The following is a 24,718-nucleotide window of genomic DNA, read 5'->3' on the forward strand; positions in this document are numbered from 1 at the left end:
TCACGGGATCTCCCGGTTTGCCCGACAGGTTTTGAACACAACAGGTGATTGAACACCTGGCCAGTGGTTGGAGGCTCCCATGTCCAAAGTATGTCAGGTTACCGGCAAGCGCCCGGTGACTGGTAACAACGTTTCACACTCCCAGCGCAAGACTCGCCGCCGGTTCCTGCCGAACCTGCACACCCACCGTTTCTGGGTGGAGTCCGAGAACCGCTTCGTCAAGCTGCGCGTCTCTTCCAAGGGCATGCGCATCATCGACAAGAAGGGTATCGAGGCGGTACTCGGCGATATCCGCAAGCGCGGCGAAGCCGTCTAAGCGATTCGCTTTCTAGCGATTCATTAAAGGGGAGCAAGTAGTCATGCGTGACAAGATCAGAATGGTGTCTAGCGCCGGTACCGGCCACTTCTACACCACCGACAAGAACAAGCGGAACACTCCGGACAAGCTGGAGATGAAGAAGTTTGATCCGGTCGTCCGTAAGCACGTGATGTACAAGGAAGCCAAGATCAAGTAAGCCTTGATCCTCTTCCGCAGGTGTTCAAGCCTGTTGACCTGAACCCGGCTGACTCCTCAGCCGGGTTCAGGCGTTTCTGAGGCAGCCGCAGAGACCGCCGTCGATGCCCGAACTTCCCGAAGTCGAAACCACCCGCCGCGGTATCGCGCCCCATGTCGAGGGCCGCGAGATCGGCGAGGTGATCGTACGCCAGCCCCGCCTGCGCGTGCCGGTGCCCGGCGACCTGGCCGAGCGGCTGGTGGGCGCGCGCATCGGTACGCTGGCCCGACGCGCCAAGTACCTTCTGCTGCCCCTCTCCGGGGGAGAGGCCGCCGGGGCCACCCTGCTGTGGCATCTGGGCATGTCCGGAAGCCTGCGTATCGCGCGTCTCGGCGAACTCCCCAGGAAGCATGATCACCTCGACCTGGTGCTCGACGACGGCGCCATCCTGCGCTACCACGACCCGCGCCGCTTCGGCTTCGTCGACTGGCTGGCCGGTTGCCCCGAGCAGGATTCGCGCCTGGCGCACCTGGGGCCTGAACCGCTCTCGGCGGCCTTCGATGGCGAACGGCTCTACCGGCTTTCCCGCGGGCGTCGGGTCGCGGTCAAGCCCTTCCTGATGGACAACACCGTGGTGGTGGGGGTAGGCAATATCTACGCCTCCGAGGCGCTGTTCATGGCCGGCATCGACCCGCGCCGTGCCGCCGGGCGCATTTCGGCCGAGCGCTATGCTTGCCTGGCCGCCGCCGCCAAGGAGGTGCTGGCCGCGGCCATTACCCAGGGCGGCACCACCCTGCGTGACTTCGTCGGCGGCACCGGCGAGCCCGGCTACTTCAAGCAGCGGCTCAATGTCTATGGCCGCCACGGCCAGCCTTGCCGCCGCTGCGGCGCCGAGCTGCGCCTCATTACCCTCGGGCAGCGGGCCAGTGTCTACTGCCCCCACTGCCAGACCTGATTCCCCGGAGAGACCCATGACCCTGTCCTCACTGCGCCTGAAGAAGAACGCCGACCGCCGCCTCAAGGCCGGCCACCTGTGGCTCTACTCCAACGAGATCGACACCGATGCGACCCCGCTCAAGGGGCTGGAGGCCGGGGCGCAGGTGGTGGTGGAGGCCGCCAACGGCAAGGCCATGGGCGTGGCCTACGTCAATCCCAACTCGCTGATCTGTGCTCGGCTGGTCTCCCGGGACCCCAAGCAGGGCCTCGACCGTTCGCTGCTGGTGCATCGGCTCAACCAGGCGCTGGCGCTGCGCCAGCGCCTGTTCGCCGCGCCCTACTACCGGCTGGTGCACGGCGAGGGCGACCTGCTGCCGGGGCTGGTGATCGACCGCTTCGGCGATACGCTGGTGGTGCAGCTCAATACCGCCGGCATGCAGGCGGCCCTCCCCGAGCTGCTCGACGCCCTGGACAAGGTGCTCTCGCCGACTACCGTGGTGCTGCGCAACGACACCTCGGGGCGCCGCCAGGAGGGCCTCGAGCGCGTCGTGGAGGTGGCCAAGGGGGAGGTGAGTGATCCCGTGCTGCTGGAGGAGAACGGCGTGCGCTTCGCCGCTCCGGTGCTCGACGGCCAGAAGACCGGCTGGTTCTATGACCACCGCGCCAACCGCGCCTGGCTCAACCAGTTCGTGGCCGGCAAGCGGGTGCTGGACCTGTTCAGCTATGTGGGTGGCTGGGGCGTGCAGGCGGCGGCCCACGGTGCCAGTGAGGTGCTCTGCGTGGATGCCTCCGCCCCGGCGCTCGAGCGGGTCGCCGAGAATGCCGCGCTCAACGGCCTCCAGGAGCAGGTGTCGGTGGGCGAGGGCGACGCCTTCGAGGCGCTGGCGGCCCTCAAGGCGGAGGGAGAGCAGTTCGATGTGGTGATCCTCGACCCGCCCGCCTTCATCAAGAAGCGCAAGGATATCCCCAACGGCGAGCGCGCCTACGCGAAGCTCAATCGCGAAGCGATGCGCCTGCTCGGGCGTGACGGCCTGCTGCTCTCCGCCTCGTGCTCCATGCACCTGGCGCCGGAGCGACTGGTGGACGTGGTGCGCGGTGCGGTGCGCCACCAGGACCGCCATGGCCAGGTCCTCTTCCAGGGCCATCAGGGGCCGGATCACCCGGTGCATCCGGCGATCCCCGAGACCAGCTACCTCAAGGCGCTGGGCGTGCGGGTCTTCCGGGACTGACATGGCGGACGCGGCGGTGCGGGTCTTCGCCCACAGCAATGCGCTGCTGGTCAGCCATGTGCGCAACCTGCTCGAGGCGGCGGGGATCCCGGCACAGCTGCGCAACATGACCCTCGGCGGCGGCGCCGGCGAGCTGCCGCTGGGGGAGTGCGAGCCCGAGGTGTGGGTGAAGCCGCATAACCGCGAGTGGGCGGAGGCGCTGATTCGCGAGGCCCTGGCCGGGGCGAGCGAGGCACCGGCCTGGCGCTGCCCCGGCTGCGGCGAATCGCTGGAGCGCGTGTTCGACGCCTGCTGGAACTGCGGGGCGCTGCGTCCCTGTGATTCGAGCCCCTGACATGCGAGGAGCGTCTTATGGAGTGGGATCTGCCCGAGCCCTTCGTCATCGAACTCGTTGTCGAGCCCGCGGCCATCGATGAGTATGACCATGCCAACAACGCCGAGTACCTGCGCTGGATCGAGCGGGTGAGCTGGGCCCACTCCGACGCCCTGGGGCTCACCCTGGCGCGCTACCGGGAACTGGATCGCGGCATGGCGGTACACCGCCACGAGCTGGATTACCTGGCCCCGGCCTTCGCCGGCGACCGCCTTGCGCTCGCCACCTGGATCATCGCCGATGACAGCCGCCTGACCCTGACCCGCAGCTTCCAGCTGATCCGTCCCGCCGATGGCCGCACCTTGCTGCGGGCGCGCACCCGCTTCGCCTGCATCGAGCTCTCAAGCGGCCGCCCGCGGCGCCTGCCCGAGGAGTATCGGCGGATCTACGGCGAGGCGGCCGTGGCCGAGTGACCCCGGTCGCCTTGGCGGGGTGCGCGCGTTACCATAGCGGCCATTTCCGAACCGCAGAGTCCGCTTTTCCCATGAGTGCAGCTTCCGAGAAGACCCGCGTTCTTACCGGCATCACCACCACCGGTACCCCCCACCTGGGCAACTACGTCGGTGCCATCAAGCCCGCCATCGAGGCGAGCCAGGACCCCAACGTGCAGTCCTACTACTTCCTCGCCGACCTGCATGCGCTGATCAAGTGCCAGGACCCGCGCCGGGTGCAGGAGTCACGCCTGGAGATCGCCGCTACCTGGCTGGCCCTGGGCCTGGATACCGACAACGCCATCTTCTACCGGCAGTCGGATATCCCCGAGATCCCCGAGCTGACCTGGATGCTCTCCTGCGTCTGCGCCAAGGGGCTGATGAACCGCGCCCACGCCTACAAGGCGGCGGTGGCGGAGAACGAGGCCGCCGGCAACCAGGATCCCGACAAGGGCATCACCATGGGCCTGTTCGGCTACCCGGTGCTGATGGCCGCCGACATCCTGATGTTCAACGCCAATCGGGTGCCGGTGGGGCGTGACCAGATCCAGCATATCGAGATGGCCCGGGACATGGCCGGGCGCTTCAACCACCTCTACAAGGGCCAGTACTTTACCCTGCCCGAGGCGGCGGTGGACGAGAAGGTGGAGGTGCTGGGTGGCCTGGACGGACGCAAGATGTCCAAGAGCTATAACAACACCATCCCGCTGTTCGTCTCCGCGAAGAAGCTGCAGAAGCTGGTGCGCAAGATCAAGACCAACTCCTTGGAGCCCGGCGAGCCCAAGGACCCGGATACCTGCACCCTGTTCCAGATCTACTCCGCCTTCGCCACGGTGGAGGAGAGCGCGGCCATGCGTGACGAGTACGCCAATGGCATCGGCTGGGGCGAGGCCAAGAACCGCGTCTTCGAATACCTCGATGAGCACCTGCGCGAGCCCCGCGAGCGCTACCAGGCGCTGATGGAGGATCCGGGGCATATCGAACAGGTGCTGCTGAAGGGGGCCGAGCGTGCCCGCGCCGAGGCCGCCCCGCTGATGGATCGCCTGCGCCAGGCTGCGGGGCTCGGGCGCTTCGTCTGAGGCACGACCTGACGGACGTGACAGCGGGCGCCTTCGGGCGCCCGCTGTCGTTGGGGGGCGGGACGTGTGGCACATATTCTTTTTTGGAATCAATTCTTTCATTTAAATGCTTTTACGTGCTTTTTCGGGATCGTTAACATGGCCGGCCCATCGGGCTCCCCGCCCCTGACGATTTCGAGAGAGCACGCCATGAGTGAACTCGCCCTGACCCAACGATCCCGACTCTCCCTGCCGCTGTTGGCCACCGCCGGCCTGGTCGCCGCCGCCTTGGTGGTCGGCAGCGTCTTTGGCATTCGGCTCGGTGCCCTGATGCTGGTCGGTGGCCTGCTGGGCATGGTGCTCTACCATGCGGCCTTCGGTTTCACTTCCGCCTGGCGGGTCTTCATCACCGAGCGCCGCGGCCGCGGCCTGCGCGCCCAGATGGTGATGCTGGCCATCGCGGTGTTGCTGTTCTTCCCGGCACTTTCGGCCGGCAGCCTGTTCGGCCAGTCCGTCTACGGTTACGTGTCGCCGATTGGCGTGTCGGTGGTCTTCGGTGCCTTCCTGTTCGGCATCGGCATGCAGCTGGGCGGCGGCTGTGCCTCAGGCACACTGTTCACTGCCGGCGGCGGCAATGCGCGGATGCTGATCACCCTGGCGTTCTTCATCGTCGGCTCGGTCATCGGTACCGCTCACTTCAGCTGGTGGCAGAGCCTGCCCGCCTTCCAGCCGGTGTCGCTGGTCAACGAGTTCGGTGCCGGTGGCGGCATCGTGGTGAGCCTGGTGCTGTTCGCCGCCATCGCCGGCTTCACCGTGCTGATGGAGAAGCGCCGCCACGGTCAGCTGGAGCGGGCGCCGACGATCGATGCCGGTAACCGTCGCTGGCTGACCGGACCCTGGCCGCTGCTGGGCGGTGCCGTGGCCCTGGCGCTGCTCAACTTTGCCACTCTGGCCCTGGCCGGCCGCCCCTGGGGTATCACGTCGGCTTTCGCCTTGTGGGGTGCCAAGGGCTTCGAGTCGCTGGGCGGCGACGTCAGCCAGTGGGGCTACTGGCAGGCGAGCTGGAATGCCTCCGCCCTGCAGGCCAGCGTATGGAGCGACATCACCACGGTGATGAACGTCGGCATCATGGTCGGCGCCCTGGTGGCGGCTTCCCTTGCCGGCAAGTTTGCCCCCAATTTCCGCATCCCGGCGCGTTCGGTACTGGCGGCGGTGATCGGCGGCATCATGCTCGGCTATGGTGCTCGCCTGGCCTTCGGCTGCAATATTGGCGCCTACTTCGGCGGTATTGCCTCCGGCAGCCTGCACGGCTGGGTGTGGCTGGTGGCGGCCTTCGCCGGCAACATGCTCGGGGTGAAGCTGCGGCCCCTCTTCTTCACTGGCGAAGCGGCGCTCAAGCCTGCTGCCAAGGGCTGCTGAGCCCGGTCGGTACTCCGAGAGTGTCCCGTGATTGCCGCGTGATCCGCGCCCCGGCCCAGGCCGGGGCGCGGCTTTTTCGTGCGTGGTAGAGTATCGCTACAAGGCGCCGGTAGAGCGCCAACGGCCCGTTCCCGTCAACCGATCGAGAGCTGAGATGACCACCGAAGCCAAGCGCCCCCTGTATATCCCCTATGCCGGCCCGCCGCTGCTGGAGATGCCGCTTCTCAACAAGGGCAGTGCCTTCAGTCAGGAGGAGCGCATCGAGTTCAACCTGATCGGCCTGCTGCCGCAGTGCGTCGAGAGTATCGAGGAGCAGGTGGAGCGGGCCTACCGCCAGTATCGCCAGTGTCAGACCGACCTCGACAAGCACATCTATCTGCGCGCCATCCAGGACGACAACGAGACCCTCTACTATCGGCTTGTCTCGGAGCATCTCGAGGAGATGCTGCCGATCATCTATACGCCCACGGTGGGCAAGGCGTGCCAGGAGTTCTCGAACATCTATCGCAATCACCGTGGCCTGTTCATCAACTACGGCGACCGCGATCGCATGGACGATATCCTGCGCTCCTCCACCAAGGAGAAGGTCAAGGTGATCGTGGTCACCGACGGTGAGCGCATCCTCGGCCTGGGCGACCAGGGCATCGGGGGCATGGGCATCCCCATCGGCAAACTGGCGCTGTATACCGCCTGTGGCGGCATCAGCCCGGCCTATACCCAGCCGATCATGCTCGATGTGGGCACCAACAACCAGGCGCTGCTCGACGACCCCATGTACATGGGCTGGCGTCACCCACGCATCTCCCAGGAGGAGTACGACGCCTTTATCGCGGAGTTCATCGCTGCGGTGAAGCGGCGTTGGCCCGGCGTGCTGCTGCAGTTCGAGGACTTCGCCCAGGCCAATGCCGTGCCGCTGCTCACGCGTTACCGCGACGAGCTGTGCTGCTTCAACGACGACGTCCAGGGCACCGCCTCGGTGGTGGTGGGTACCCTGATGGCCGCCTGCCAGGCACGTGGTGAGGGCATCGCCCAGCAGCGGGTGGTGTTCGTGGGCGCCGGTTCCGCCGGCTGCGGCATCGCCGAGCAGGTGGTGGTGGCGATGCAGGCCGAGGGCCTCACCGACCGGGAGGCCCGCGCCCGTATCTACATGGTCGACCGCGAGGGGCTGGTCACCGACGACCAGGACTGGCTGCGCGACTTCCAGAGTCGTCTGGCTCACGAGGCGGCACTCACCGAGGGCTGGAGCGATCAGGAGCTGGTGGAGACGATCCGTCAGGTCAGGCCCAGCGTGTTGATCGGTGTCTGCGGGCGTCCGGGCATCTTCACCGAGGAGGTGGTGCGTACCATGCATGCCGGCTGCGAGACGCCGGTGATCATGCCGCTCTCCAACCCCACCTCTCAGGCCGAGGCGATGCCCGAGGATGTGATCCGCTGGACCGACGGTGCCGCGCTGGTCGCCACCGGCAGCCCCTTTGCCCCGGTGGAGCATGGGGGGCGCACCATCCCCATCGCCCAGTGCAACAACGCCTATATCTTCCCCGGCATCGGCCTGGGAGTGGTGGCCTCGGGTGCGAGGCGGGTGACCGACGACATGCTGATGGCGGCCTCCCGGGCGCTGGCCCGCGAGGCACCCATCGTCAAGCAGGGCGAGGGGGCGCTGCTGCCGCCGCTCGCCAAGATCCGTGAGCTATCCAAGGCGATCGCCTTCGATGTGGCCGGCCAGGCCCAGGGCGAGGGCGTGGCGCTGAAGACCGATGGCATCAAGCTGCGCGAGGCCATCGAGCGCAACTCCTGGGAGCCGGAGTACAGGCGTTATCGTCGCCGCTCCTTCTGATGCTTCGCCTGGAACGATAAAGGCCCCGCCGGGTAACCGGCGGGGCCTTTATCATTTGCGTGGCAGCATTTCGGCGACAGGCCTGTTCGGGGGCGCTGTGAACCCTTCCCTGGGCGCTACCGATGCCATCCCTGGCATAGGACCCCCTCTCAGACCTGTCCCCGATGCCTCTCGTCTACGTACAAGCAGGCGTAGCTACCTAGGCGGCACCGATCATCTTGCGCAGCACGTAGTGGAGGATGCCGCCGTGGCGGTAGTACTCCAGCTCGTTGGCGGTGTCGATACGGCACAGCGCCTCGAGCGTCTTCTCGCCCTTGTCGGAGGCGATGGTCACCTTGACCTTGCCGCCCGGGGTGAGCTCGGAGAGCCCCTCGATGGAGATCCGCTCGTCACCGGTCAGGCCCAGTGACTGGCGGCTCTCGCCTTGCGGGAACTGCAGCGGGACCACACCCATGCCGATCAGGTTGGAGCGGTGGATACGCTCGTAGGACTCGGCCAGTACCGCCCTTACGCCGAGCAGGCGGGTGCCCTTGGCGGCCCAGTCGCGGCTGGAGCCTGTGCCGTACTCCTTGCCGGCCACCACCACCAGCGGCGTGCCCTCCTGCTGGTAGCGCATGGCAGCGTCATAGATCGCCATCTGCTCGCCTGAGGGAACATGTCGGGTCTCGCCGCCGACCACGCCATCGAGCATCTCGTTCTTGATGCGCACGTTGGCGAAGGTGCCGCGCATCATGATCTCGTGGTTGCCGCGGCGCGAGCCGTAGGAGTTGAAGTCCACCGGCTTGACCCCGCGCTCCTGCAGGTAGCGACCGGCGGGGCTGTCGGGCTTGATGGCACCGGCCGGCGAGATATGGTCGGTGGTCACCGAGTCGCCCAGCATGGCCAGGATGTGGGCCCCCTTGACGTCCTCGATGGCGTCGGGCTCGCGGCCCATTCCCTCGAAGAAGGGTGGGTGCTGGATGTAGGTCGAGTCATCGGACCACTGGTAGACCTTGCTCTGGGGAACCTCGATGGCTTTCCAGACCTCGTCACCGTCGAACACCTCGGCATACTCCTTGCGGAACATCTCGGTGTTGACCTGCTCCACGGCCTCGGCGATCTCCGCCTGGCTGGGCCAGATGTCCTTGAGGTAGATCGGCTCGCCATCCTTGCCGGTACCCAGGGGCTCGCGGGTCAGGTCGAGCTGGACGTTGCCGGCCAGGGCATAGGCCACCACCAGGGGCGGCGAGGCGAGCCAGTTGGTCTTGACCAGCGGGTGCACCCGGCCCTCGAAGTTGCGGTTGCCGGAGAGTACCGAGGCCACGGTGAGGTCGGCTGTGTCGATGGCCTTCTCGATGGGCTCGGCCAGCGGCCCCGAGTTGCCGATGCAGGTCGTACAGCCGTAGCCCACCAGGTTGAAGCCCAGGGCATTGAGGTCATCCTGCACGCCGCCGGCAGCCAGGTAGTCGGTGACCACCTTGGAGCCCGGTGCGAGCGAGGTCTTGACCCACGGCTTGGTGGAGAGCCCCTTCTCGCGGGCCTTCCTCGCCAGCAGGCCGGCGGCCATCATCACGCTGGGGTTGGAGGTGTTGGTGCAGGAGGTGATGGCGGCGATCACCACGGCCCCCGGGTCGAGCCGGAACGCCTCGCCGTCGAGGTCCACGTCCTGGCTGTCGGCGTGTTCGTAACTCTCCTCGATGCCGACCGCGGTCTGGCCGCCCTCGGACATCAGCTTGCCTTTCTCGGTGGTGGAGAGCGGCTTGCCGTCGTCCTCCATCACCTTGGAGAAGGCCGACTTCATGTCCTTGAGCGCCACCCGGTCCTGGGGCCGCTTGGGGCCGGCCAGGCTGGCCTCGACCTCGGTCATGTCCAGTGCCAGGGTGTCGCTGAATACCGGCTCGTCGCCGGGCTCGCGCCACAGCCCCTGGGCCTTGCTGTAGGCCTCCACCAGTGCCAGCTGGGCGTCGTCGCGGCCGGTGAGGCGCATGTAGGTCAGCGTCTCGTCATCCACCGGGAAGAAACCGCAGGTGGCGCCGTACTCCGGGGCCATGTTGGCGATGGTGGCGCGGTCGGCCAGCGGCAGGTCCTTGAGGCCGTCACCATAGAACTCGACGAACTTGCCCACCACGCCGTGGTTGCGCAGCATCTGGGTCACGGTGAGCACCAGGTCGGTGGCGGTGATGCCCTCGCGCAGCTTGCCGGTGAGCTTGAAGCCCACCACCTCGGGGATCAGCATCGAGACCGGCTGGCCGAGCATGGCGGCCTCGGCTTCGATGCCGCCCACGCCCCAGCCCAGCACGCCCAGGCCGTTGATCATGGTGGTGTGGGAGTCGGTGCCCACCAGGGTGTCAGGGTAGGCCAGGGTCCGGCCGTCCTGCTCCTTGGTCCACACCGTCTTGCCCAGGTACTCGAGGTTGACCTGGTGGCAGATGCCGGTGCCGGGCGGTACCACGCGGAAGTTGTCGAAGGCCTGCTGGCCCCAGCGCAGGAATTCGTAGCGTTCGTGGTTGCGCTCCATCTCGATGGCCACGTTGTCCTTGAACGCCGTGGGATTGCCGAACTTGTCGACCATCACCGAGTGGTCGATGACCAGGTCCACCGGCGACAGCGGGTTGATGCGCGCAGGATCCTCCCCCAGGCTCTCCACGGCGGCCCGCATGGAGGCCAGGTCGACCACCCCGGGCACGCCGGTGAAGTCCTGCATCAGCACCCGGGCCGGGCGGTAGCCGATCTCGCGGTCGGAGCGCCCCTCCTGCTGCCAGTCGACCAGCGCCTGCATGTCCTCGCGGGCGACGCTCTCGTCGTCGGCGAAGCGCAGCTGGTTCTCGAGCAGGATCTTGAGGGTCTTGGGCAGGCGGTCGATGCTGCCCAGGGCCTCGGCGGCCTTCGGCAGGCTGTGGTAGTGGTAGGTATTGCCCGCGGCCTCTAGGGTCTGCAGGGTATCGGGAATGGAATCGGTGCTCATCGAAGTCCTCCTCGTCGCGGAGAGTGAACGAACCTTCCTGGTCGTCTGAGAGTACATGGTCATGATAGGCAGGCTTTTCAAGCGTTGCCCGGAAGCTACTTGAATTGCCCTCGGGCGGCCGCCATCTCGATTCCTAGCCACCACTGTTGCCCAGCCGGCAGTATGGCACTCGTCCATGACATGCCGACAGCGGCCGGGAGTTCCCATGCATGAAGAGGCGTTGATCCCACGGCGCGTGCGCTGCCCCTACTGCGATGCGCCCTTCGACCTGCTGCTGGATGTCTCCCAGGGCAGCCAGCTCACCTGGGAGGATTGCCACGTATGCTGCGCGCCGATCCAGGTGCGCATCGACGCCGACCCCGGCGACCCGGAGGCGTTGACGGTCTCGCTGGGGCGCGACGACGAGGTGATGTAACCCCCGTGTCGGGCACGCGACGACGCGACGCGTCGGACGGGCCGCGATGGGCGCCGGTGGCTGCTACAATGGCGCCACTTTCTCGAACGTTACTGCCACGAGGTTTTCCCATGAGCGATGCGCGTCACGAACGCCTGATCATTCTCGGCTCCGGCCCGGCGGGCTACACCGCCGCGGTGTATGCGGCCCGCGCCAACCTCAAGCCGCTGCTGATCACCGGCATGCAGGCGGGTGGCCAGCTGACCACCACCACCGACGTGGACAACTGGCCCGGCGACGACGCCGGCGTGCAGGGGCCCGAGCTGATGGAGCGCATGCAGCGCCATGCTGAGCGCTTCGATACCGAGGTGCTCTTCGACCATATCCACGAGGTGGAACTGCGCGAGCGGCCCTTCACCCTTAAGGGCGACAACGGTACCTACACCTGCGACGCGCTGATCATCGCCACCGGGGCCAGTGCCCGCTATCTGGGGCTCGAGTCGGAGCAGAAGTTCATGGGGCAGGGAGTCTCGGCCTGCGCCACCTGCGATGGCTTCTTCTACCGCAACCAGGAGGTGGTCGTGGTGGGCGGCGGCAACACCGCCGTGGAGGAGGCGCTCTACCTGGCCAACATCGCCTCCAAGGTGACCCTGGTGCACCGTCGCGACAGCCTGCGTTCCGAGAAGATCCTCCAGGACAAGCTCTTCCAGAAGGCCGAGGAGGGCAAGGTGGTGCTGGAGTGGAACCACACCCTGGATGAGGTGCTGGGCGACAACACCGGCGTGACCGGCGTGCGCCTCAAGTCCACCGAGAGCGGCGAGACGAAGGAGCTGGCCGCGCCGGGCGTGTTCATCGCCATCGGCCACAGCCCCAACACCGGCATCTTCGAGGGGCAGCTGGAGATGAACGGCGGCTATATCCGGGTCAAGTCCGGCCTCGATGGCAACGCCACCGCTACCAGCGTGCCGGGCGTTTTTGCCGCCGGCGATGTCATGGATCATGTCTACCGCCAGGCGATCACTTCTGCCGGCAGCGGCTGCATGGCCGCCCTGGACGCCGAGCGTTATCTGGACGAGGTGTAACCCATCTCATCCGGCAAAAAACGCCGAGTGTCAAAGCCACTGAGGTGAGCGGCGCCGGGGACAGTCCGTAGAGGAGGTCCTACGCCAGGGATGGCGTCGGTAGCGCCCAGGGATGGGTTCACAGCGCCTCCTCGGCGGTCCGGCGATCCGGGGACTGTCGCCGGGCAAGCCGCGGTTCGGTGCCGCGTAGGCCAGGTGGACAGCTGGGCCTGGTTGATGATCATGCCAACTCCCCAGAGTGCTAGTAGTGCGGCGGCAGCTCGTCCTCGGGGCGAGGTTGCGCCGCGTCACCCTCCTGCAGCGCCCGCTGCTGCTCGCGGATCTTCTGCTGCATCAATGCATTGATGCGCTCCAGCTTGGCCAGGCGCGTCTCCTGGGCGGCGACCGCCTGATCCAGGGTATCCAGCCAGTGCTCCTGGTAGGCGATACGGCTCTCCAGCGCCTCCAGGCGCTCGTTCAGGGCATCGGGCGCCCGTGTTGTGCTCATGCTAGAATCCTGTCGCTGCGTGTCACCGTTCACCGTGGCACCTTCCCATGGTTGTCAATATCGTTCATTACCAACAAGAGAGTCATTCGAGTCCATGAATCGCAAGGTCATGTTTCGCTGTAGTCTGGTCAGCCTGCTGCTCGCCGCCCCGGCGCCGCTGCTGATCGCCCTGTTCATTCACCTGGCCGGCGGCGCCCTCTCCGAGGCGCTGTTCGATAGCCTCGCCATCGGTGGCGTGGCAGTGGTCTATGCCGCGGCCGCGCTGGCGGTCTTCCTGGTGCTGCTTATCGGCACCCTGGCGGTCAATGTCCTTACTCCCCAGCTGGTCAACCTGGCCGAGGTCGAGAACGACGATCGCGAGCTCGGCGAGGTGAAGTGGTTCAACGTCAACAAGGGGTACGGTTTCATCACTCGTGACAGCGGCGAGGATGTCTTCGTCCACTTCCGCGCCATTCGCGGTCGCGGTCATCGCACCCTGGCCGAGGGCCAGAAGGTGCGCTATCACGTGGTGGAGAACGAGAAGGGCCTGCAGGCCGACGATGTTACCGTGATTACCTAGCAGTGCGGCTGCGCCCGTCGGCGTGGCCAGAGTAACGCCTGCACTCTCGCAGACACGACATCGCCCCGCATGTGCGGGGCGATGTCGTTTGCGGCTAGTGGCCGGAGTCGGGCCAGTGGATCTCCTCCTCGCGGCCGTCGGGGAGCACCCGCAGGAAGCGGTCGGGCTCGTCGCCGGGCTGCCACCCCCCCAGCGAACAGCGTACCTCGCTACCCAGCTGCATGGCGGCGGCGCGGGCGCAGGCCGCGTCGTCCGGCCAGGGAGTCTCCGCGCTGTCGAACCACAGGCTGGCGAAGCCGTCGGCGGCACGCTCCACCAGCAGCACCGGGATCTCACCGCCGGCAAGCCGGCCGCGGGTGCGCCACTTGCCCTTGCCGGCGGGGGCCAGGGGCTCGGCGCCGATGGCCGTACCCAGCCACTTATCGAGTGACGCCACGGGCGCCTTGGCCAGGTAGATCTCGATATCGGGGTAACGGGTTTCGCTGTCAGCTGTCATGCAAGCCTCAGGGTCGGGCGCTGCCGTTGATGAACAGGTGCTTCATGACCGCCTCGTAGATGCGGCTCAGCTCGTCCAGGTCGGCGGCGCACACCCGCTCGTTGACCTGGTGGATGGTCGCATTGAGGGGCCCCAGCTCCACCACCTGGCTGCCCAGGGTGGCGATGAAGCGGCCGTCCGAGGTGCCGCCGCTGGTGGAGAGCTCAGGCGTGTGGCCGGTGACCTCCTCGACGCCCCGAACCGCGGCCTCCACGAGCTCGCCCTCGGCGGTGAGAAAGGGCTCGCCGTTTAGGGTCCAGTCCAGCTCGTAGTCCAGGCCGTGGACATCGAGGATCGCTTCGGTGCGCGCGCGGAGCTCCTCGTGGGTCACCTCGGTGGAGAAGCGGAAGTTGAACACTACCTCCACCTCGCCGGGGATGACGTTGGTGGCGCCGGTGCCCGAGCGGAAGTTGGAGACCTGGAAGCTGGTAGCCGGGAAGAAGTCGTTGCCGGCGTCCCAGTGTTCCCGGGTCAGCGCATCCAGCGCGGGCATCGCCTGGTGGATCGGATTGCGCGCCAGGTGGGGGTAGGCCACATGGCCCTGCACGCCCCTGATATGCAGTACGCCGCCCAGCGAGCCACGCCGGCCGTTCTTGATCACGTCGCCCAGCCGGGAAGTGGAGGAGGGCTCGCCGACGATGCAGTAGTCGAGGCGCTCATGACGCTCGCGCAGGTGTTCCACCACGGCGCGTGTGCCGTCCTTCGCGGGGCCCTCCTCGTCGGAGGTGATCAGGAACCCCAGGCGGCCGTGGTGATCGGGGTGGTTCGCCACGAAGCGTTCCACCGCGGTGATCATCGCCGCCAGGCTGCCCTTCATGTCGGCAGCGCCACGACCCCGGAGCATGCCGTCGTCGTCGATACAGGGCTCGAAGGGCGGGAAGTCCCAGCGGGTATGAGGGCCGCTGGGGACCACGTCGGTGTGACCGGCGAAGGCCAGCAGCGGGCCGTGGTGGCCGCGGGTGGCCCAGAAGTTCTCGACGTCGCCGAAGGGCAGGCGCTCGACATGAAAACCGAGCGCCGTGAGGCGCTCGATCATCAACTCCTGACACTCCAGATCGTCCGGTGTCACCGAGGGGCGCGCCAGCAGGTCGAAGGCGAGCCGCAGGGTGGGCGAGAGACCGGCAGGATCAGTTGTGGGCATGCAGCGCCTCGTTGAGCGCGATGGCGCTCTTGTTGGTCAGGCACTCGATGCGGCCGTTCTGGGAGTTGCGGCGCAGCAGCAGGTCGTCCTGGTTGGCCAGCTCGCGGGCGGCCACGGTCTTGACCTCCTGGCCCTGGTCGTCGAGCAGGGTGACCTTGGCGCCGGCGGTGAGGTAGAGGCCCGCCTCCACGGTGCAGCGGTCACCCAGCGGGATACCGATGCCGGCGTTGGCACCGATCAGGCAGCCCTCGCCGACCTTGATAACGATATTGCCGCCACCGGAGAGGGTGCCCATGGTGGAGCAGCCGCCGCCGAGGTCCGAGCCCTTGCCCACCATCACGCCGGCGGAGATGCGGCCCTCGATCATGCCGGGGCCTTCGGTGCCGGCGTTGAAGTTGACGAAGCCCTCGTGCATCACGGTGGTGCCCTCGCCCAGGTAAGCGCCCAGGCGCACACGAGCGGTGTCGCCGATGCGCACGCCGCCGGGAACCACGTAGTCGGTCATCTTGGGGAACTTGTCGACACAGTCCACGGACAGGGGACGGCCCTCCAGGCGTGCCTTGAGGCGGCGAGCGGGCAGCTCCTGGACGTCGATGGCGCCCTCGCTGGTCCAGGCGATATTGCGCAGCAGGCCGAACATGCCGGTGAGGTCGAGGCCGTGGGGCTTGACCAGGCGGTGGGAGAGCAGGTGCAGCTTGAGGTAGACCTCGGGCGCGCTCTGCGGTGGCAGGTCCTCGGCGATGAACATCGCCACCAGCGGGCGCGTCGCCCCGGCGAAGGCCTCGGCCAGCTCCGCCTGCTCGGCGTGGCCGGCAGCCTTGAGGGCGCCGGCCAGCTCGGCGCACTGCTCGGGCAGGAAGCTCACCGCGGCGTTGCCTTCCGGCACATCCAGCACCCGCTTGACCGCCTCGATCAGGGTGTCGTCCGGGTTGAGCAGCGGCGCCGGGTAGTAGATCTCCAGCCAGTCGCCCTGGGTGTTCTGGGTGCCGGTTCCGAGTGCAAAGCTCAGCATGTCGAGAGTCCTCGTGGGTCGAGTGATAATAATGTGGGTCGTGAACGTCGGGGGTCAGCCCTGAAGATCGTCGTAGTCGCCGTCGCGATAGCCCACGCGAATCTCCTCGCCGGTATCCAGCAGCGGGCGCTTGAGCAGGGTGGGGTGGGCGAGCAGCAGCTCTCGGGCGCTGTTGGCATCCACCTCGTTCTTCTCCTCATCGGGCAGGTTGCGCCAGGTGGTGCTGCGCTTGTTGAGCGCTGTAAGCACCGGCACCTTGTCGAGGATATGCTCGAGCAGTGGCGCGGAAAGGCCATCCTCACGGAGGTCATGGAACTGGTAGGGAATGCCCGAGCCATCCATCGCCTTGCGGGCGCGGCGACAGGTATCGCAGTTCTTGATGCCGTACAGGGTGAACATCACAGCCTCCTCTCGATGAAGTCGCGGATGCGGCGTGCCGCCTCGGCGGTGGCCCGGGCCTCGGCGACCAGCGCCAGGCGCAGTCGACCGCTGCCGGGGTTGGTGCCGCTGCTGCCGACCCGGCCCATCCTGTCGTCGGCAGCGGGACGACCCATATAGGAACCGGGCAGCACGCTGACGTTGGCATGGCGCAGCAGCTCCCGTGTAAAGGCCTCATCGTCGCCACCGGGTACCGCCGGCCACAGGTAGAAGCTCGCCTCGGGGACAGGAAACTCCATCACCGGGGCGAGGATCTCGGTGACCGCGGCGAACTTCTCGCGATAGGCGTCGCGGTTGGCAAGCACGTGGGCCTCGTCGTTCCAGGCGGCGATGGAGGCGTGCTGCACCGGCAGGGCCATGGCGCAGCCGTGATAGGTACGGTAGCGCCGGAAGGGGGCGATCAGCGCGGCGTCGCCGGCCACGAAGCCGGAGCGCAGCCCCGGCAAGTTGGAACGCTTGGAGAGCGAGTGGAACACCAGGCAGCGCCGGTAGTCATGGCGGCCCAGCGCCGCGCAGGCCTCGAGCAGCCCCGGCGGCGGGGTCGCCTCGTCCAGGTAGAGCTCCGAGTAGCACTCGTCCGAGGCGATGATGAAGTCGTGTTCGTCGGCCAGTTCGATCAGCCGCTGGAATTCCGCCAGTGGCGTCACCGCCCCCGTGGGGTTGCCCGGCGAGCAGAGGAAGACGACCTGCACCTGGCGCCAGGTGTCGGCGGACACGGCGTCGAGGTCGGGCCTGAAACCGTTGTCGGCGCGGCAGTCGAGATAGTAGGGCTCGCCGCCGGCGAGCAGGGTGGCGCCCTCGTAGATCTGGTAGAAGGGGTTGGGCATCGCCACCTTCGCCGGACGGGTGCAGTCGAGTGCCGCCTGGACGAAGGCGAAGATCGCCTCGCGGGTGCCATTGACCGGAAGCACCTGGGTCTCGGCGTCGAGCCCGGCGAGACAGAAGCGGCGCGTGGCCCAGCCACCGATCGCTTCACGCAGTTCGGCAAGGCCGCCGGTGGCCGGGTAGCGGGCGAACTCGTCCTGATGGGCGTGCAGCGCCTCGAGCGCCGCGGCGAAGGGGGCGTGCTGGGGCTCGCCGATGGTCAGCGGGATGTGCGCGAGCCCTTCGGGGGGCGTCACGTCGGCCCTGAGGGCGGCCAGCCGCTCGAAGGGGTAGGGCTTGAGGGCGTCGAGATCGGGGTTCATGGGCGTCCAGGCGCGCCTCTTGGGCCGTGGCCTCGGGCGTCGTTATGTGAGTCGTTGTCGGAGAAGGGGCTTGATTATAGGGAAGCCCGCAGTAGGCCTCAAACGCCCCCTACCCTGAAACATCCAGCACCTCCACCAGGCGCTCGCGCAGCCGCGCCTGGCGTTCGGGGTCGGTGAGGGGCGCCCCAGCCTTGTCGGTGATGAAGAAGACGTCCTCCACCTTCTCGCCGAGGGTGGCGATCTTGGCCGCGGAGAGGGCGATGTCCTGCTCCATGAAGATACGACCCACTCGGGCCAGCAGCCCGGGCCTGTCGGGGGCGATCAGCTCCAGCAGGGTACGCTCGTTGGCCGGGTCCTGCTCGATGATCACCTCGGTGGGCACCTTGAAGTGGCGCAGCTGGCGCGGGGTGTGGCGGGTGACGATCTGGGGATAGTCGTCGGGATCGTCGAGCTCCTCCACCAGGTGGGCGCGGATCTCCTCCAGCCGCTCGGGCTCGCGGATCGGATCGCCATGGTCGTCGAGCACGATGAAGGTGTTCAGCGTCCAGTCGTTGCTGGAGGTGGCGATGCGCGCATCGTGGATGGAGAGGCCGAGCTGGTCCAGGGCAGCGGCGGTGGCGGCGAACAGGTCATCTACCGAGCGGGTGTGGATGAACACCTTGGTGCCGCCTTCGGCCATGCCCTCGGCCGGGGCGCTGAGCAGGATCAGTGGCAGCTGGCTGTCGGCGTGGCCGAGGATGCCCTGGGTCTGCCAGGCGATCTCGCTGGGGGCATACTGCAGGAAGTAGTCCTCGCCCAGTGACTCCCACAGTCGCTGCACCTGGTCCATGTCGGCGCCCACCGCGGCGAGCAGAGAGAGTGCCTCGTCGCGGGTCTCGTTGACCCAGTCGTTGCGCTCCAGCGGGTTCTCCAGGCCACGGCGCAGGGCGCGCTTGGTCTCGGCATGCAGCTGGCGCAGCAGCGAGGCGCGCCAGCCGTTCCACAGGGTGGGGTTGGTGGCGTTGATGTCGGCCACGGTCAGCACGTAGAGGTAGTCGAGGCGGGTCTCGTCCCCCACCAGGCGGGCGAAGTCGGCGATCACGTCGGGGTCGGTGATGTCGCGCTTCTGGGCCACCATCGACATGGTCAGGTGGTGCTCCACCAGCCAGCTCACCAGGCGGGTATCCCGGGGCGAGAGGCCGTGGCGCTCGGCGAAGCCTTCCACGTCGCGGGCGCCGAGCAGCGAGTGGTCGCCGCCACGGCCCTTGCCGATGTCGTGGTAGAGCCCGGCGATCCACAGCAGCTCCAGCTTGGGCAACTGATGGATCACGTTGGCGGCGACCGGGAAGGTCTCGCGGGCCTCGGGCTTGCGGAAGCCATGGATGAACTTCAGCAGATGCAGGGTATGGGCATCCACGGTGTAGATATGGAAGAGGTCGTGCTGCATCAGCCCCACGGCGCGGCCGAACTCCGGCAGGTACTTGCCCAGCACCCCGTAGCGGTTCATGCGCCGCAGCTGGCGTGCCACGTTGCCACCGGAGCGCAGCAGCTCCATGAACAGGCTCTGGTGGCGCACGTCATCGCGGTAGAGGTCATCGATCAGGTGGCGATGGTCGCGGATCTGGCGGATGGTGTCGGCCCGTACCCCCTCGATCCCCGGGTGCTCGGCCATCAGCAGGAACAGCTCGAGCAGTGCCGAGGGGCGATCGCGGAAGACGGTGCGCGAGCGCGCCTGGATATAGCCATCCTTGATCTCGAAGCGCTCGTTGAGCGGCTCCACCGGCAGGGCTTCGCCGGCGTGGAGGATCGCCTCGTCGAAGTGCTGCAGCAGCATGTCGTTGAGGCCGGCCAGCGCCGTCACGTGGCGATAGTAGCGCTTCATGAACTGTTCGACGGCGAGGCGCTCCGGGGTGTCGCGGAAGCCGAACAGCTCGGCGATGGTGCGCTGGTGGTCGAACAGCAGGCGGTCCTCGGCGCGGCCGGTGAGCATGTGCAGGGCGTAGCGCACCTGCCACAGGAAGGCCTGGCCCTGGCTGAGGATGCGCAGCTCCGGGTCGTTCATGAAGCCCGTGGCGACCAGGTCCTCGTAGCGCTCGCTGCCGAAGTGGCGCTTGGCCACCCAGCCGATCATCTGGATATCGCGCAGCCCGCCGGGGGCACTCTTGATGTTGGGCTCCAGATGGTACTCGGAGTTGTTGTGGCGGTAGTGGCGGTTGATCTGCTCCTGCCACTTGGCCTCGAAGAAGCGGTCCGCCGGCCACACTCGCTCGGGCGCCAGGCGTGTCTTCATCGCTTCGCGCAGGCGCTCGGGGCCGGCGATGGTGCGGCTCTCCAGCAGGTTGGTGATCACCGTGACGTCGGCCTCGGCTTCGCGCTCGCAGTCGGCCAGCGAGCGCACGCTGTGGCCGATCTCCAGGCCAATGTCCCACAGGAAGGTGATGAAGGCGGTCAGCGCCTCCCGGTAGGGGGCGTCGTCGTCCTGCTCGAGCAGTAACAGCAGGTCGACGTCGGAGTGCGGGTGCAGCTCCCCGCGGCCGTAGCCACCCACGGCGAGCAGGGCGACGCCCTCGTCGGGCCAGGTGTGCTGCTCCCAGGCCACCGCCAGCAGCCGATCCAGGCACCAGGCGCGACCGTGGACCAGGTCGCGGATATCGGCGCCGGCGCGGAAGCGCTCGTCGAGGCGTGCCTGGATCTCCCGCAGCGCCGCCTTGAAGGGGGCGATGGGCGAGCGGTTGCCCGAGAGCTCTTCGCGAAAGCCGTCGACGTCGAACAGCGTCTCGTCCGGCGTGAAGCGGTAGTGGTGGAGCAGCATCGGCTCAGTGCTCGAGGAAGGAGAGGTCTTCGTCGCTGCGTGCGGTCAGCACCTCGACGCCGGACTCGGTGACCAGCAGGGTGTGCTCCCACTGGGCGGAGAGGCTGCGGTCGCGGGTCACCGCGGTCCAGCCGTCGCGCAGCACCTTGGTGCGGTAGCCGCCCACGTTGATCATCGGCTCGACGGTCAGGCACATGCCGGCGGCGAGTTCGATGTCGGCCTCGGGGGCATAGCCGTCGTAGTGCAGCACCTGCGGGTCCTCGTGGAAGCTGGCGCCGATGCCGTGGCCGCAGAAGTCGCGCACCACCGAGTAGCCGTTGGCCTCGGCGTGCTTCTGGATAGCCTGGGCCAGGGTGGAGAGGCGCACGCCCGGGCGCATCAGCGCCATGCTCTTGTACAGGCACTCCTGGGTGACCCGGCACAGGCGCTCGCCCTGGATGGTTTCGCCGATCACGAACATCACGCTGGAGTCGCCATGGTAGCCGTCGGCGGTCTTCACGGTGATGTCCAGGTTCATGATGTCGCCATTCTTGAGTTTCTTGGCGTCATCGGGGATGCCGTGGCACACCACGTGGTTGATCGAGGTGCACACCGACTTGGGGAAGCCGTGGTAGTTGAGCGGGGCGGGGGTCGAGCCCAGCTCGTCGACGATGAAGTCGTGGCACAGGCGGTCGATCTCGCCGGTGGAGATGCCGGCCTTGACGTGGGGGGTGATCATCTCGATCACGCGGGCGGCCTGACGGCCCGCCTCGCGCATCTTCTCGATCTCGTCGGGCGTCTTGATGGGTACGTTCATGAGGTCTCGGATTCGGGGGTGGGGCGTCCGCGCGATGGAGCGGTACGCGCGCGGACGGCTTCATCTCGGCGTTATTCCATGGTATAAAGCTGCGCGCCTTCCTGCAATCGCCGAGCCCGTCGGCAGCGTCTCTTGCGACCCCCACGGTCGCGAAGCCGGGCCGGGAGCCCGCGATAGCGAGGGCGTCAATCAACATAACGCCTTGAAAACACACATGCACCGGCACATGGTCCCGGGTGCTGTCGCGTCTCTCACGAGTGCGGCGGTCGGATCCATGGGGTGCATGGAGGCCTAACCCGATATTTCAGGAGTCATCCATGGCACACGTCAATATGCGTGACCTGCTCAAGGCAGGTGCTCACTTCGGTCACCAGACCAAGTACTGGAACCCGAAGATGAGCAAGTTCATCTTCGGCGCCCGCAACAAGATCCACATCATCAACCTCGAGCACACCCTGCCGGCCCTCAATGAGGCGATCGACGTGGTCGAGAAGATGGCAGCGGCCAACAACAAGATCCTGTTCGTCGGCACCAAGCGCAGCGCGAGCAAGATCATCAAGGAAGAGGCCAACCGCGTCGGCCAGCCGTTCGTCAACCACCGCTGGCTCGGCGGCATGCTAACCAACTACAAGACCATCCGCGTTTCCATCAAGCGCCTGCGCGACCTCGAGACCATGCACGAGGACGGCACCTTCGAGAAGCTGACCAAGAAGGAAGTGCTGATGGCGACCCGCGAGCAGGACAAGCTCGAGCGGTCCGTGGGTGGTATCAAGGAGATGGGTGGCCTGCCCGACGCCCTGTTCGTGATCGACGTCGATCATGAGCGCATCGCCATCAACGAGGCGAACAAGCTGGGCATCCCGGTCATCGGCGTGGTGGATACCAACTCCGATCCGGACGGCGTCGACTACGTGATCCCCGGCAACGATGACTCCATCCGCGCCATCCAGATCTACGTCAAGTCCATCGCCGATGCCTGCGCGCGTGCCAAGGAAGGTCGTCCCGACGAGTTCGTCGAGGTGACCGAAGAGCCCGCCGCCCAGGAAAGCGACAGCGCCGCCGAGTGATCGCGGCCCGTCTGATCGGCGGCTGTGGGCGGCTTGTCATGCCGCTGCCATCGATGCCGGTTAGACGAGAAGGGGGCCGCGGCCCCCTTTCTTCTCCGAATTTTCCGGATTCTCCCCCGGGAGGGTCCGGCCCACTTCCCGAGATATTCAGAGGTGACACCCATGGCAGCTATCAGCGCCTCCCAGGTCAAGGAACTGCGCGAGCGTACCGGGCTCGGCATGATGGAGTGCAAGAAGGCCCTCACCGAGACCGACGGTGACATCGAGCAGGCTATCGAGAACCTGCGCAAGAACTCCGGTCTCAAGGCCGCCAAGAAGGCCGGTCGTACCGCCGCCGAGGGCGTCGTGGTGACCCGCGTGGCCGAGGACGGCAGCTACGGCGTGATGGTCGAGATCAACTCCGAGACCGACTTCGTGGCCCGTGACGACAACTTCACGGCCTTCGCCGAGAAGATCGCCGACGCCTTCTTCGCGGCCAAGAGCGAAGACGTGGCCGCCGTGATGGCCGGTGATCTGGAAACCGCCCGCGAGCAGCTGGTGCAGAAGATCGGCGAGAACATCGGCGTGCGTCGCAGCGTGGTGGTCGAGGCCGGCGCCGGCAACCTGGTGGGTGCCTACGTCCACGGCGGCCGCATCGGTGTGCTGACCGAGCTCAAGGGTGGCAACGCCGAGGTGGCCAAGGACGTCGCCATGCACGTCGCCGCCATCAACCCGGCCGTGGCGCGTCCCGAGGACATGCCCCAGGAGCAGCTGGACGCCGAGAAGGCGATCATCCTGGCCCAGCCCGACATGGCCGGCAAGCCCGAGCAGATCGCCGAGAAGATGGTCCAGGGCCGCCTCAAGAAGTACCTGGCCGAGAACAGCCTGACCGAGCAGCCCTTCGTCAAGAACCCGGACCAGTCCGTGGCCGAGTTCGTCAAGGCGGCCGGCGGCGAGGTGGTCGGCTTCACCCGCTTCGAGGTGGGCGAGGGCATCGAGAAGGAAGAGGTCGACTTCGCCAAGGAAGTGATGGAACAGGCCAAGCGCAGCTGAGGTCGGAAGTTCCGCTAAGATGATGGCGTGCGCGCGAGCGCACGCCTTCGCGTATCCGGCCGGTCGATCCGGTCGCCCCGTCATGCCACCGCTGATGCTCAGGAGATGATGCCATGTCCACATCCGATCACGTCGAAGCGCCCGCCAAGCCGCGCACCCAGAAGTCGAAGTACAAGCGGATCCTGCTCAAGCTTTCCGGCGAGGCACTGACCGGGGATGCCGAGTTCGGCATCGACCCCAAGGTGCTCGACCGCATGGCTCTGGAGATCGGGCAGCTGGTCGGTATCGGCGTCCAGGTGGGCATCGTGGTCGGTGGCGGCAACCTGTTCCGCGGCGCCGCCCTGCACGAGGCCGGCATGGAGCGGGTCACCGGCGATCACATGGGCATGCTGGCCACGGTGATGAATGCCCTGGCCATGCGCGACGCCCTGGAGCGCTCCAACATCCGCTCGCGGGTGATGTCGGCGATTCCCATGAGCGGCGTGGTGGAGCACTATGATCGTCGGACCGCCATCCGCTACCTCACCTCCGGCGACGTGGTGCTGTTCTCGGCCGGTACCGGCAACCCCTTCTTCACCACCGACTCCGCGGCCTGCCTGCGCGGCATCGAGATCGACGCCGACGTGGTGGTCAAGGCCACCAAGGTGGACGGGGTCTACGACAAGGATCCGGTCAAGTACCCGGATGCGGTCAAGTATGACCAGCTCAGCTACGACGACGCGCTGGCCCAGAAGCTCGGCGTCATGGATTTGACCGCCATCTGCCTGGTGCGGGACCATGACATGCCGGTACGCGTCTTCAACATGAACAAGCCCGGCGCCCTGCTCAACCTGGTGGTGGGCGGCGAGGAAGGCACGCTGATAGACAGAGGCTGATATCGTGATCAATGACATCAAGAAGGACGCAGAGAGCCGCATGAAGAAGAGCGTCGAGGCGCTCCACGGCAATCTGAACAAGATTCGTACCGGGCGTGCCCACGCCAGCATCCTGGACTCGGTCACCGTCGAGTACTACGGCAGTCAGGTTCCGCTGAACCAGGTGGCGAACATCAATACCGAGGATGCCCGAACCCTCTCGGTGGTGCCCTGGGAACAGGGTATGGTGCCCAAGGTCGAGAAGGCGATCATGACCTCTGACCTTGGCCTGAATCCGTCGACCGCCGGCAACAATATCCGCGTGCCGCTGCCGATGCTCACCGAGGAGACCCGCAAGGGCTATATCAAGCAGGCGCGTCATGAGGCCGAGAACTCCCGGGTGGCGGTGCGCAACGTGCGCCGCGATGCCAACGGTGACATCAAGGCCCTGCTCAAGGAGAAGGAGATCAGCGAGGACGAGCAGCGCCAGGCCGAGGAGGCGATCCAGAAGCTGACCGACAAGTATATCGCCGAGATCGACAAGACCCTGGAGTCCAAGGAACACGACCTGATGCAGGTCTGAGGACATCCGCCCGGCCCGCTCGCGGCCGGGCGGCGGCGACAC

General features: G+C 66.8%; 25 protein-coding genes. 16 read left to right on the forward strand and 9 right to left on the reverse strand.

The features are described 5' to 3' along the window. The first annotated feature begins 79 nt into the window (after positions 1 to 79). The 9 genes from rpmB (at position 80) to GRB96_RS01010 (ending at position 7,774) form a co-directional block, all read left to right on the forward strand. Positions 80 to 316 (forward strand): 50S ribosomal protein L28, encoded by a 237-nt coding sequence (gene rpmB, locus GRB96_RS00970; RefSeq protein ID WP_023007520.1) that lies wholly within the window; start codon positions 80 to 82, stop codon positions 314 to 316. 43 nt (positions 317 to 359) lie between these two features. Then, positions 360 to 515, forward strand: a complete 156-nt coding sequence (rpmG, locus tag GRB96_RS00975; RefSeq protein WP_021819788.1) for a 50S ribosomal protein L33 — start codon at positions 360 to 362, stop codon at positions 513 to 515. Between the two features lie 103 nt (positions 516 to 618). Next, positions 619 to 1,449, forward strand: coding sequence for a bifunctional DNA-formamidopyrimidine glycosylase/DNA-(apurinic or apyrimidinic site) lyase (mutM, locus tag GRB96_RS00980; RefSeq protein ID WP_161430033.1), 831 nt, complete (start codon positions 619 to 621; stop codon positions 1,447 to 1,449). Positions 1,450 to 1,465: 16 nt separating this feature from the next. Further along, positions 1,466 to 2,659 (forward strand): class I SAM-dependent rRNA methyltransferase, encoded by a 1,194-nt coding sequence (locus GRB96_RS00985; RefSeq protein WP_161430034.1) that lies wholly within the window; start codon positions 1,466 to 1,468, stop codon positions 2,657 to 2,659. 1 nt (position 2,660) lies between these two features. Next, the gene (locus tag GRB96_RS00990; protein ID WP_161430035.1) at positions 2,661 to 2,993 is read left to right on the forward strand and encodes a putative signal transducing protein; all 333 of its coding nucleotides are present in this window, start codon (positions 2,661 to 2,663) and stop codon (positions 2,991 to 2,993) included. A gap of 17 nt (positions 2,994 to 3,010) precedes the next feature. Then, positions 3,011 to 3,445: an acyl-CoA thioesterase gene (locus GRB96_RS00995; protein ID WP_161430036.1), complete on the forward strand. Its 435-nt coding sequence runs from the start codon at positions 3,011 to 3,013 to the stop codon at positions 3,443 to 3,445. 71 nt (positions 3,446 to 3,516) lie between these two features. Further along, positions 3,517 to 4,542 carry a tryptophan--tRNA ligase gene (locus GRB96_RS01000; RefSeq protein WP_161430037.1) on the forward strand — a complete coding sequence of 342 codons (1,026 nt, stop codon included), beginning with the start codon at positions 3,517 to 3,519 and terminating at the stop codon, positions 4,540 to 4,542. A gap of 189 nt (positions 4,543 to 4,731) precedes the next feature. Continuing rightward, positions 4,732 to 5,940: a YeeE/YedE family protein gene (locus GRB96_RS01005; RefSeq protein WP_161430038.1), complete on the forward strand. Its 1,209-nt coding sequence runs from the start codon at positions 4,732 to 4,734 to the stop codon at positions 5,938 to 5,940. A 154-nt stretch (positions 5,941 to 6,094) separates the two neighbouring features. Then, the gene (locus tag GRB96_RS01010; RefSeq protein WP_161430039.1) at positions 6,095 to 7,774 is read left to right on the forward strand and encodes an NAD-dependent malic enzyme; all 1,680 of its coding nucleotides are present in this window, start codon (positions 6,095 to 6,097) and stop codon (positions 7,772 to 7,774) included. A gap of 199 nt (positions 7,775 to 7,973) precedes the next feature. On the opposite strand, the gene acnA is transcribed toward GRB96_RS01010, so the two are convergent. Next, complete coding sequence (gene acnA, locus GRB96_RS01015; RefSeq protein WP_161430040.1) at positions 7,974 to 10,718, reverse strand: aconitate hydratase AcnA; 2,745 nt, start codon at positions 10,716 to 10,718, stop codon at positions 7,974 to 7,976. A 205-nt stretch (positions 10,719 to 10,923) separates the two neighbouring features. Between acnA and GRB96_RS01020 the strand changes: the two genes are divergently transcribed. Next, positions 10,924 to 11,133: a zinc ribbon domain-containing protein gene (locus GRB96_RS01020; RefSeq protein WP_161430041.1), complete on the forward strand. Its 210-nt coding sequence runs from the start codon at positions 10,924 to 10,926 to the stop codon at positions 11,131 to 11,133. Positions 11,134 to 11,243: 110 nt separating this feature from the next. After that, a complete protein-coding gene (gene trxB / locus GRB96_RS01025) occupies positions 11,244 to 12,194 on the forward strand; it encodes a thioredoxin-disulfide reductase (protein WP_161430042.1) in 951 nt (316 codons plus the stop codon). Between the two features lie 241 nt (positions 12,195 to 12,435). Here trxB and GRB96_RS01030 read toward each other — a convergent pair whose 3' ends face one another. Further along, positions 12,436 to 12,681: a SlyX family protein gene (locus tag GRB96_RS01030; protein WP_161430043.1), complete on the reverse strand. Its 246-nt coding sequence runs from the start codon at positions 12,679 to 12,681 to the stop codon at positions 12,436 to 12,438. Positions 12,682 to 12,775: 94 nt separating this feature from the next. Here GRB96_RS01030 and GRB96_RS15725 point away from each other — a divergent pair, with 94 nt between their 5' ends. After that, the gene (locus tag GRB96_RS15725) at positions 12,776 to 13,240 is read left to right on the forward strand and encodes a cold-shock protein (RefSeq protein WP_276608732.1); all 465 of its coding nucleotides are present in this window, start codon (positions 12,776 to 12,778) and stop codon (positions 13,238 to 13,240) included. A gap of 94 nt (positions 13,241 to 13,334) precedes the next feature. Here the strand turns inward: GRB96_RS15725 and GRB96_RS01040 are convergent, their stop codons facing one another. From GRB96_RS01040 to map, 7 genes are all read right to left on the reverse strand, one after another. After that, the gene (locus GRB96_RS01040) at positions 13,335 to 13,736 is read right to left on the reverse strand and encodes a hypothetical protein (RefSeq protein WP_161430044.1); all 402 of its coding nucleotides are present in this window, start codon (positions 13,734 to 13,736) and stop codon (positions 13,335 to 13,337) included. Positions 13,737 to 13,743: 7 nt separating this feature from the next. After that, complete coding sequence (gene dapE / locus GRB96_RS01045; protein ID WP_161430045.1) at positions 13,744 to 14,916, reverse strand: succinyl-diaminopimelate desuccinylase; 1,173 nt, start codon at positions 14,914 to 14,916, stop codon at positions 13,744 to 13,746. Beyond that, a complete protein-coding gene (gene dapD / locus GRB96_RS01050) occupies positions 14,903 to 15,928 on the reverse strand; it encodes a 2,3,4,5-tetrahydropyridine-2,6-dicarboxylate N-succinyltransferase (RefSeq protein WP_161430046.1) in 1,026 nt (341 codons plus the stop codon). Before dapD ends, dapE begins: the two co-directional genes overlap by 14 nt. Positions 15,929 to 15,982: 54 nt before the next feature. Continuing rightward, positions 15,983 to 16,327, reverse strand: a complete 345-nt coding sequence (locus tag GRB96_RS01055; protein ID WP_161430047.1) for an arsenate reductase — start codon at positions 16,325 to 16,327, stop codon at positions 15,983 to 15,985. Continuing rightward, positions 16,327 to 17,553 carry a succinyldiaminopimelate transaminase gene (gene dapC / locus GRB96_RS01060; RefSeq protein ID WP_161430048.1) on the reverse strand — a complete coding sequence of 409 codons (1,227 nt, stop codon included), beginning with the start codon at positions 17,551 to 17,553 and terminating at the stop codon, positions 16,327 to 16,329. Before dapC ends, GRB96_RS01055 begins: the two co-directional genes overlap by 1 nt. A 109-nt stretch (positions 17,554 to 17,662) precedes the next feature. Further along, on the reverse strand, positions 17,663 to 20,344 hold the full coding sequence (locus GRB96_RS01065; RefSeq protein ID WP_161430049.1) for a [protein-PII] uridylyltransferase: 2,682 nt from the start codon (positions 20,342 to 20,344) through the stop codon (positions 17,663 to 17,665). A 4-nt stretch (positions 20,345 to 20,348) separates the two neighbouring features. Next, the gene (map, locus tag GRB96_RS01070) at positions 20,349 to 21,140 is read right to left on the reverse strand and encodes a type I methionyl aminopeptidase (RefSeq protein ID WP_161430050.1); all 792 of its coding nucleotides are present in this window, start codon (positions 21,138 to 21,140) and stop codon (positions 20,349 to 20,351) included. 317 nt (positions 21,141 to 21,457) lie between these two features. Between map and rpsB the strand changes: the two genes are divergently transcribed. From rpsB to frr, 4 genes are all read left to right on the forward strand, one after another. Beyond that, complete coding sequence (rpsB, locus tag GRB96_RS01075; RefSeq protein ID WP_161430051.1) at positions 21,458 to 22,207, forward strand: 30S ribosomal protein S2; 750 nt, start codon at positions 21,458 to 21,460, stop codon at positions 22,205 to 22,207. A gap of 162 nt (positions 22,208 to 22,369) precedes the next feature. Next, on the forward strand, positions 22,370 to 23,239 hold the full coding sequence (tsf, locus tag GRB96_RS01080) for a translation elongation factor Ts (protein WP_161430052.1): 870 nt from the start codon (positions 22,370 to 22,372) through the stop codon (positions 23,237 to 23,239). A 113-nt stretch (positions 23,240 to 23,352) separates the two neighbouring features. Beyond that, entirely contained in the window at positions 23,353 to 24,114 is a 762-nt protein-coding gene (gene pyrH / locus GRB96_RS01085) for a UMP kinase (protein WP_161430053.1), read from the forward strand. Between the two features lie 4 nt (positions 24,115 to 24,118). After that, positions 24,119 to 24,676 (forward strand): ribosome recycling factor, encoded by a 558-nt coding sequence (gene frr, locus GRB96_RS01090; RefSeq protein WP_161430054.1) that lies wholly within the window; start codon positions 24,119 to 24,121, stop codon positions 24,674 to 24,676. Positions 24,677 to 24,718: the final 42 nt, after the last annotated feature.

This window comes from Halomonas alimentaria (assembly GCF_009902005.1).
GTDB lineage: Bacteria > Pseudomonadota > Gammaproteobacteria > Pseudomonadales > Halomonadaceae > Halomonas > Halomonas alimentaria.

Bases quoted from the DNA above. Each gene is read 5' to 3' on its own strand.
- rpmB (WP_023007520.1), top strand. From the start codon at position 80: ATGTCCAAAGTATGTCAGGTTACCGGCAAGCGCCCGGTGACTGGTAAC.
- rpmG (WP_021819788.1), top strand. From the start codon at position 360: ATGCGTGACAAGATCAGAATGGTGTCTAGCGCCGGTACCGGCCACTTC.
- mutM (WP_161430033.1), top strand. From the start codon at position 619: ATGCCCGAACTTCCCGAAGTCGAAACCACCCGCCGCGGTATCGCGCCC.
- GRB96_RS00985 (WP_161430034.1), top strand. From the start codon at position 1,466: ATGACCCTGTCCTCACTGCGCCTGAAGAAGAACGCCGACCGCCGCCTC.
- GRB96_RS00990 (WP_161430035.1), top strand. From the start codon at position 2,661: ATGGCGGACGCGGCGGTGCGGGTCTTCGCCCACAGCAATGCGCTGCTG.
- GRB96_RS00995 (WP_161430036.1), top strand. From the start codon at position 3,011: ATGGAGTGGGATCTGCCCGAGCCCTTCGTCATCGAACTCGTTGTCGAG.
- GRB96_RS01000 (WP_161430037.1), top strand. From the start codon at position 3,517: ATGAGTGCAGCTTCCGAGAAGACCCGCGTTCTTACCGGCATCACCACC.
- GRB96_RS01005 (WP_161430038.1), top strand. From the start codon at position 4,732: ATGAGTGAACTCGCCCTGACCCAACGATCCCGACTCTCCCTGCCGCTG.
- GRB96_RS01010 (WP_161430039.1), top strand. From the start codon at position 6,095: ATGACCACCGAAGCCAAGCGCCCCCTGTATATCCCCTATGCCGGCCCG.
- acnA (WP_161430040.1), bottom strand. From the start codon at position 10,718: ATGAGCACCGATTCCATTCCCGATACCCTGCAGACCCTAGAGGCCGCG.
- GRB96_RS01020 (WP_161430041.1), top strand. From the start codon at position 10,924: ATGCATGAAGAGGCGTTGATCCCACGGCGCGTGCGCTGCCCCTACTGC.
- trxB (WP_161430042.1), top strand. From the start codon at position 11,244: ATGAGCGATGCGCGTCACGAACGCCTGATCATTCTCGGCTCCGGCCCG.
- GRB96_RS01030 (WP_161430043.1), bottom strand. From the start codon at position 12,681: ATGAGCACAACACGGGCGCCCGATGCCCTGAACGAGCGCCTGGAGGCG.
- GRB96_RS15725 (WP_276608732.1), top strand. From the start codon at position 12,776: ATGAATCGCAAGGTCATGTTTCGCTGTAGTCTGGTCAGCCTGCTGCTC.
- GRB96_RS01040 (WP_161430044.1), bottom strand. From the start codon at position 13,736: ATGACAGCTGACAGCGAAACCCGTTACCCCGATATCGAGATCTACCTG.
- dapE (WP_161430045.1), bottom strand. From the start codon at position 14,916: ATGCCCACAACTGATCCTGCCGGTCTCTCGCCCACCCTGCGGCTCGCC.
- dapD (WP_161430046.1), bottom strand. From the start codon at position 15,928: ATGCTGAGCTTTGCACTCGGAACCGGCACCCAGAACACCCAGGGCGAC.
- GRB96_RS01055 (WP_161430047.1), bottom strand. From the start codon at position 16,327: ATGTTCACCCTGTACGGCATCAAGAACTGCGATACCTGTCGCCGCGCC.
- dapC (WP_161430048.1), bottom strand. From the start codon at position 17,553: ATGAACCCCGATCTCGACGCCCTCAAGCCCTACCCCTTCGAGCGGCTG.
- GRB96_RS01065 (WP_161430049.1), bottom strand. From the start codon at position 20,344: ATGCTGCTCCACCACTACCGCTTCACGCCGGACGAGACGCTGTTCGAC.
- map (WP_161430050.1), bottom strand. From the start codon at position 21,140: ATGAACGTACCCATCAAGACGCCCGACGAGATCGAGAAGATGCGCGAG.
- rpsB (WP_161430051.1), top strand. From the start codon at position 21,458: ATGGCACACGTCAATATGCGTGACCTGCTCAAGGCAGGTGCTCACTTC.
- tsf (WP_161430052.1), top strand. From the start codon at position 22,370: ATGGCAGCTATCAGCGCCTCCCAGGTCAAGGAACTGCGCGAGCGTACC.
- pyrH (WP_161430053.1), top strand. From the start codon at position 23,353: ATGTCCACATCCGATCACGTCGAAGCGCCCGCCAAGCCGCGCACCCAG.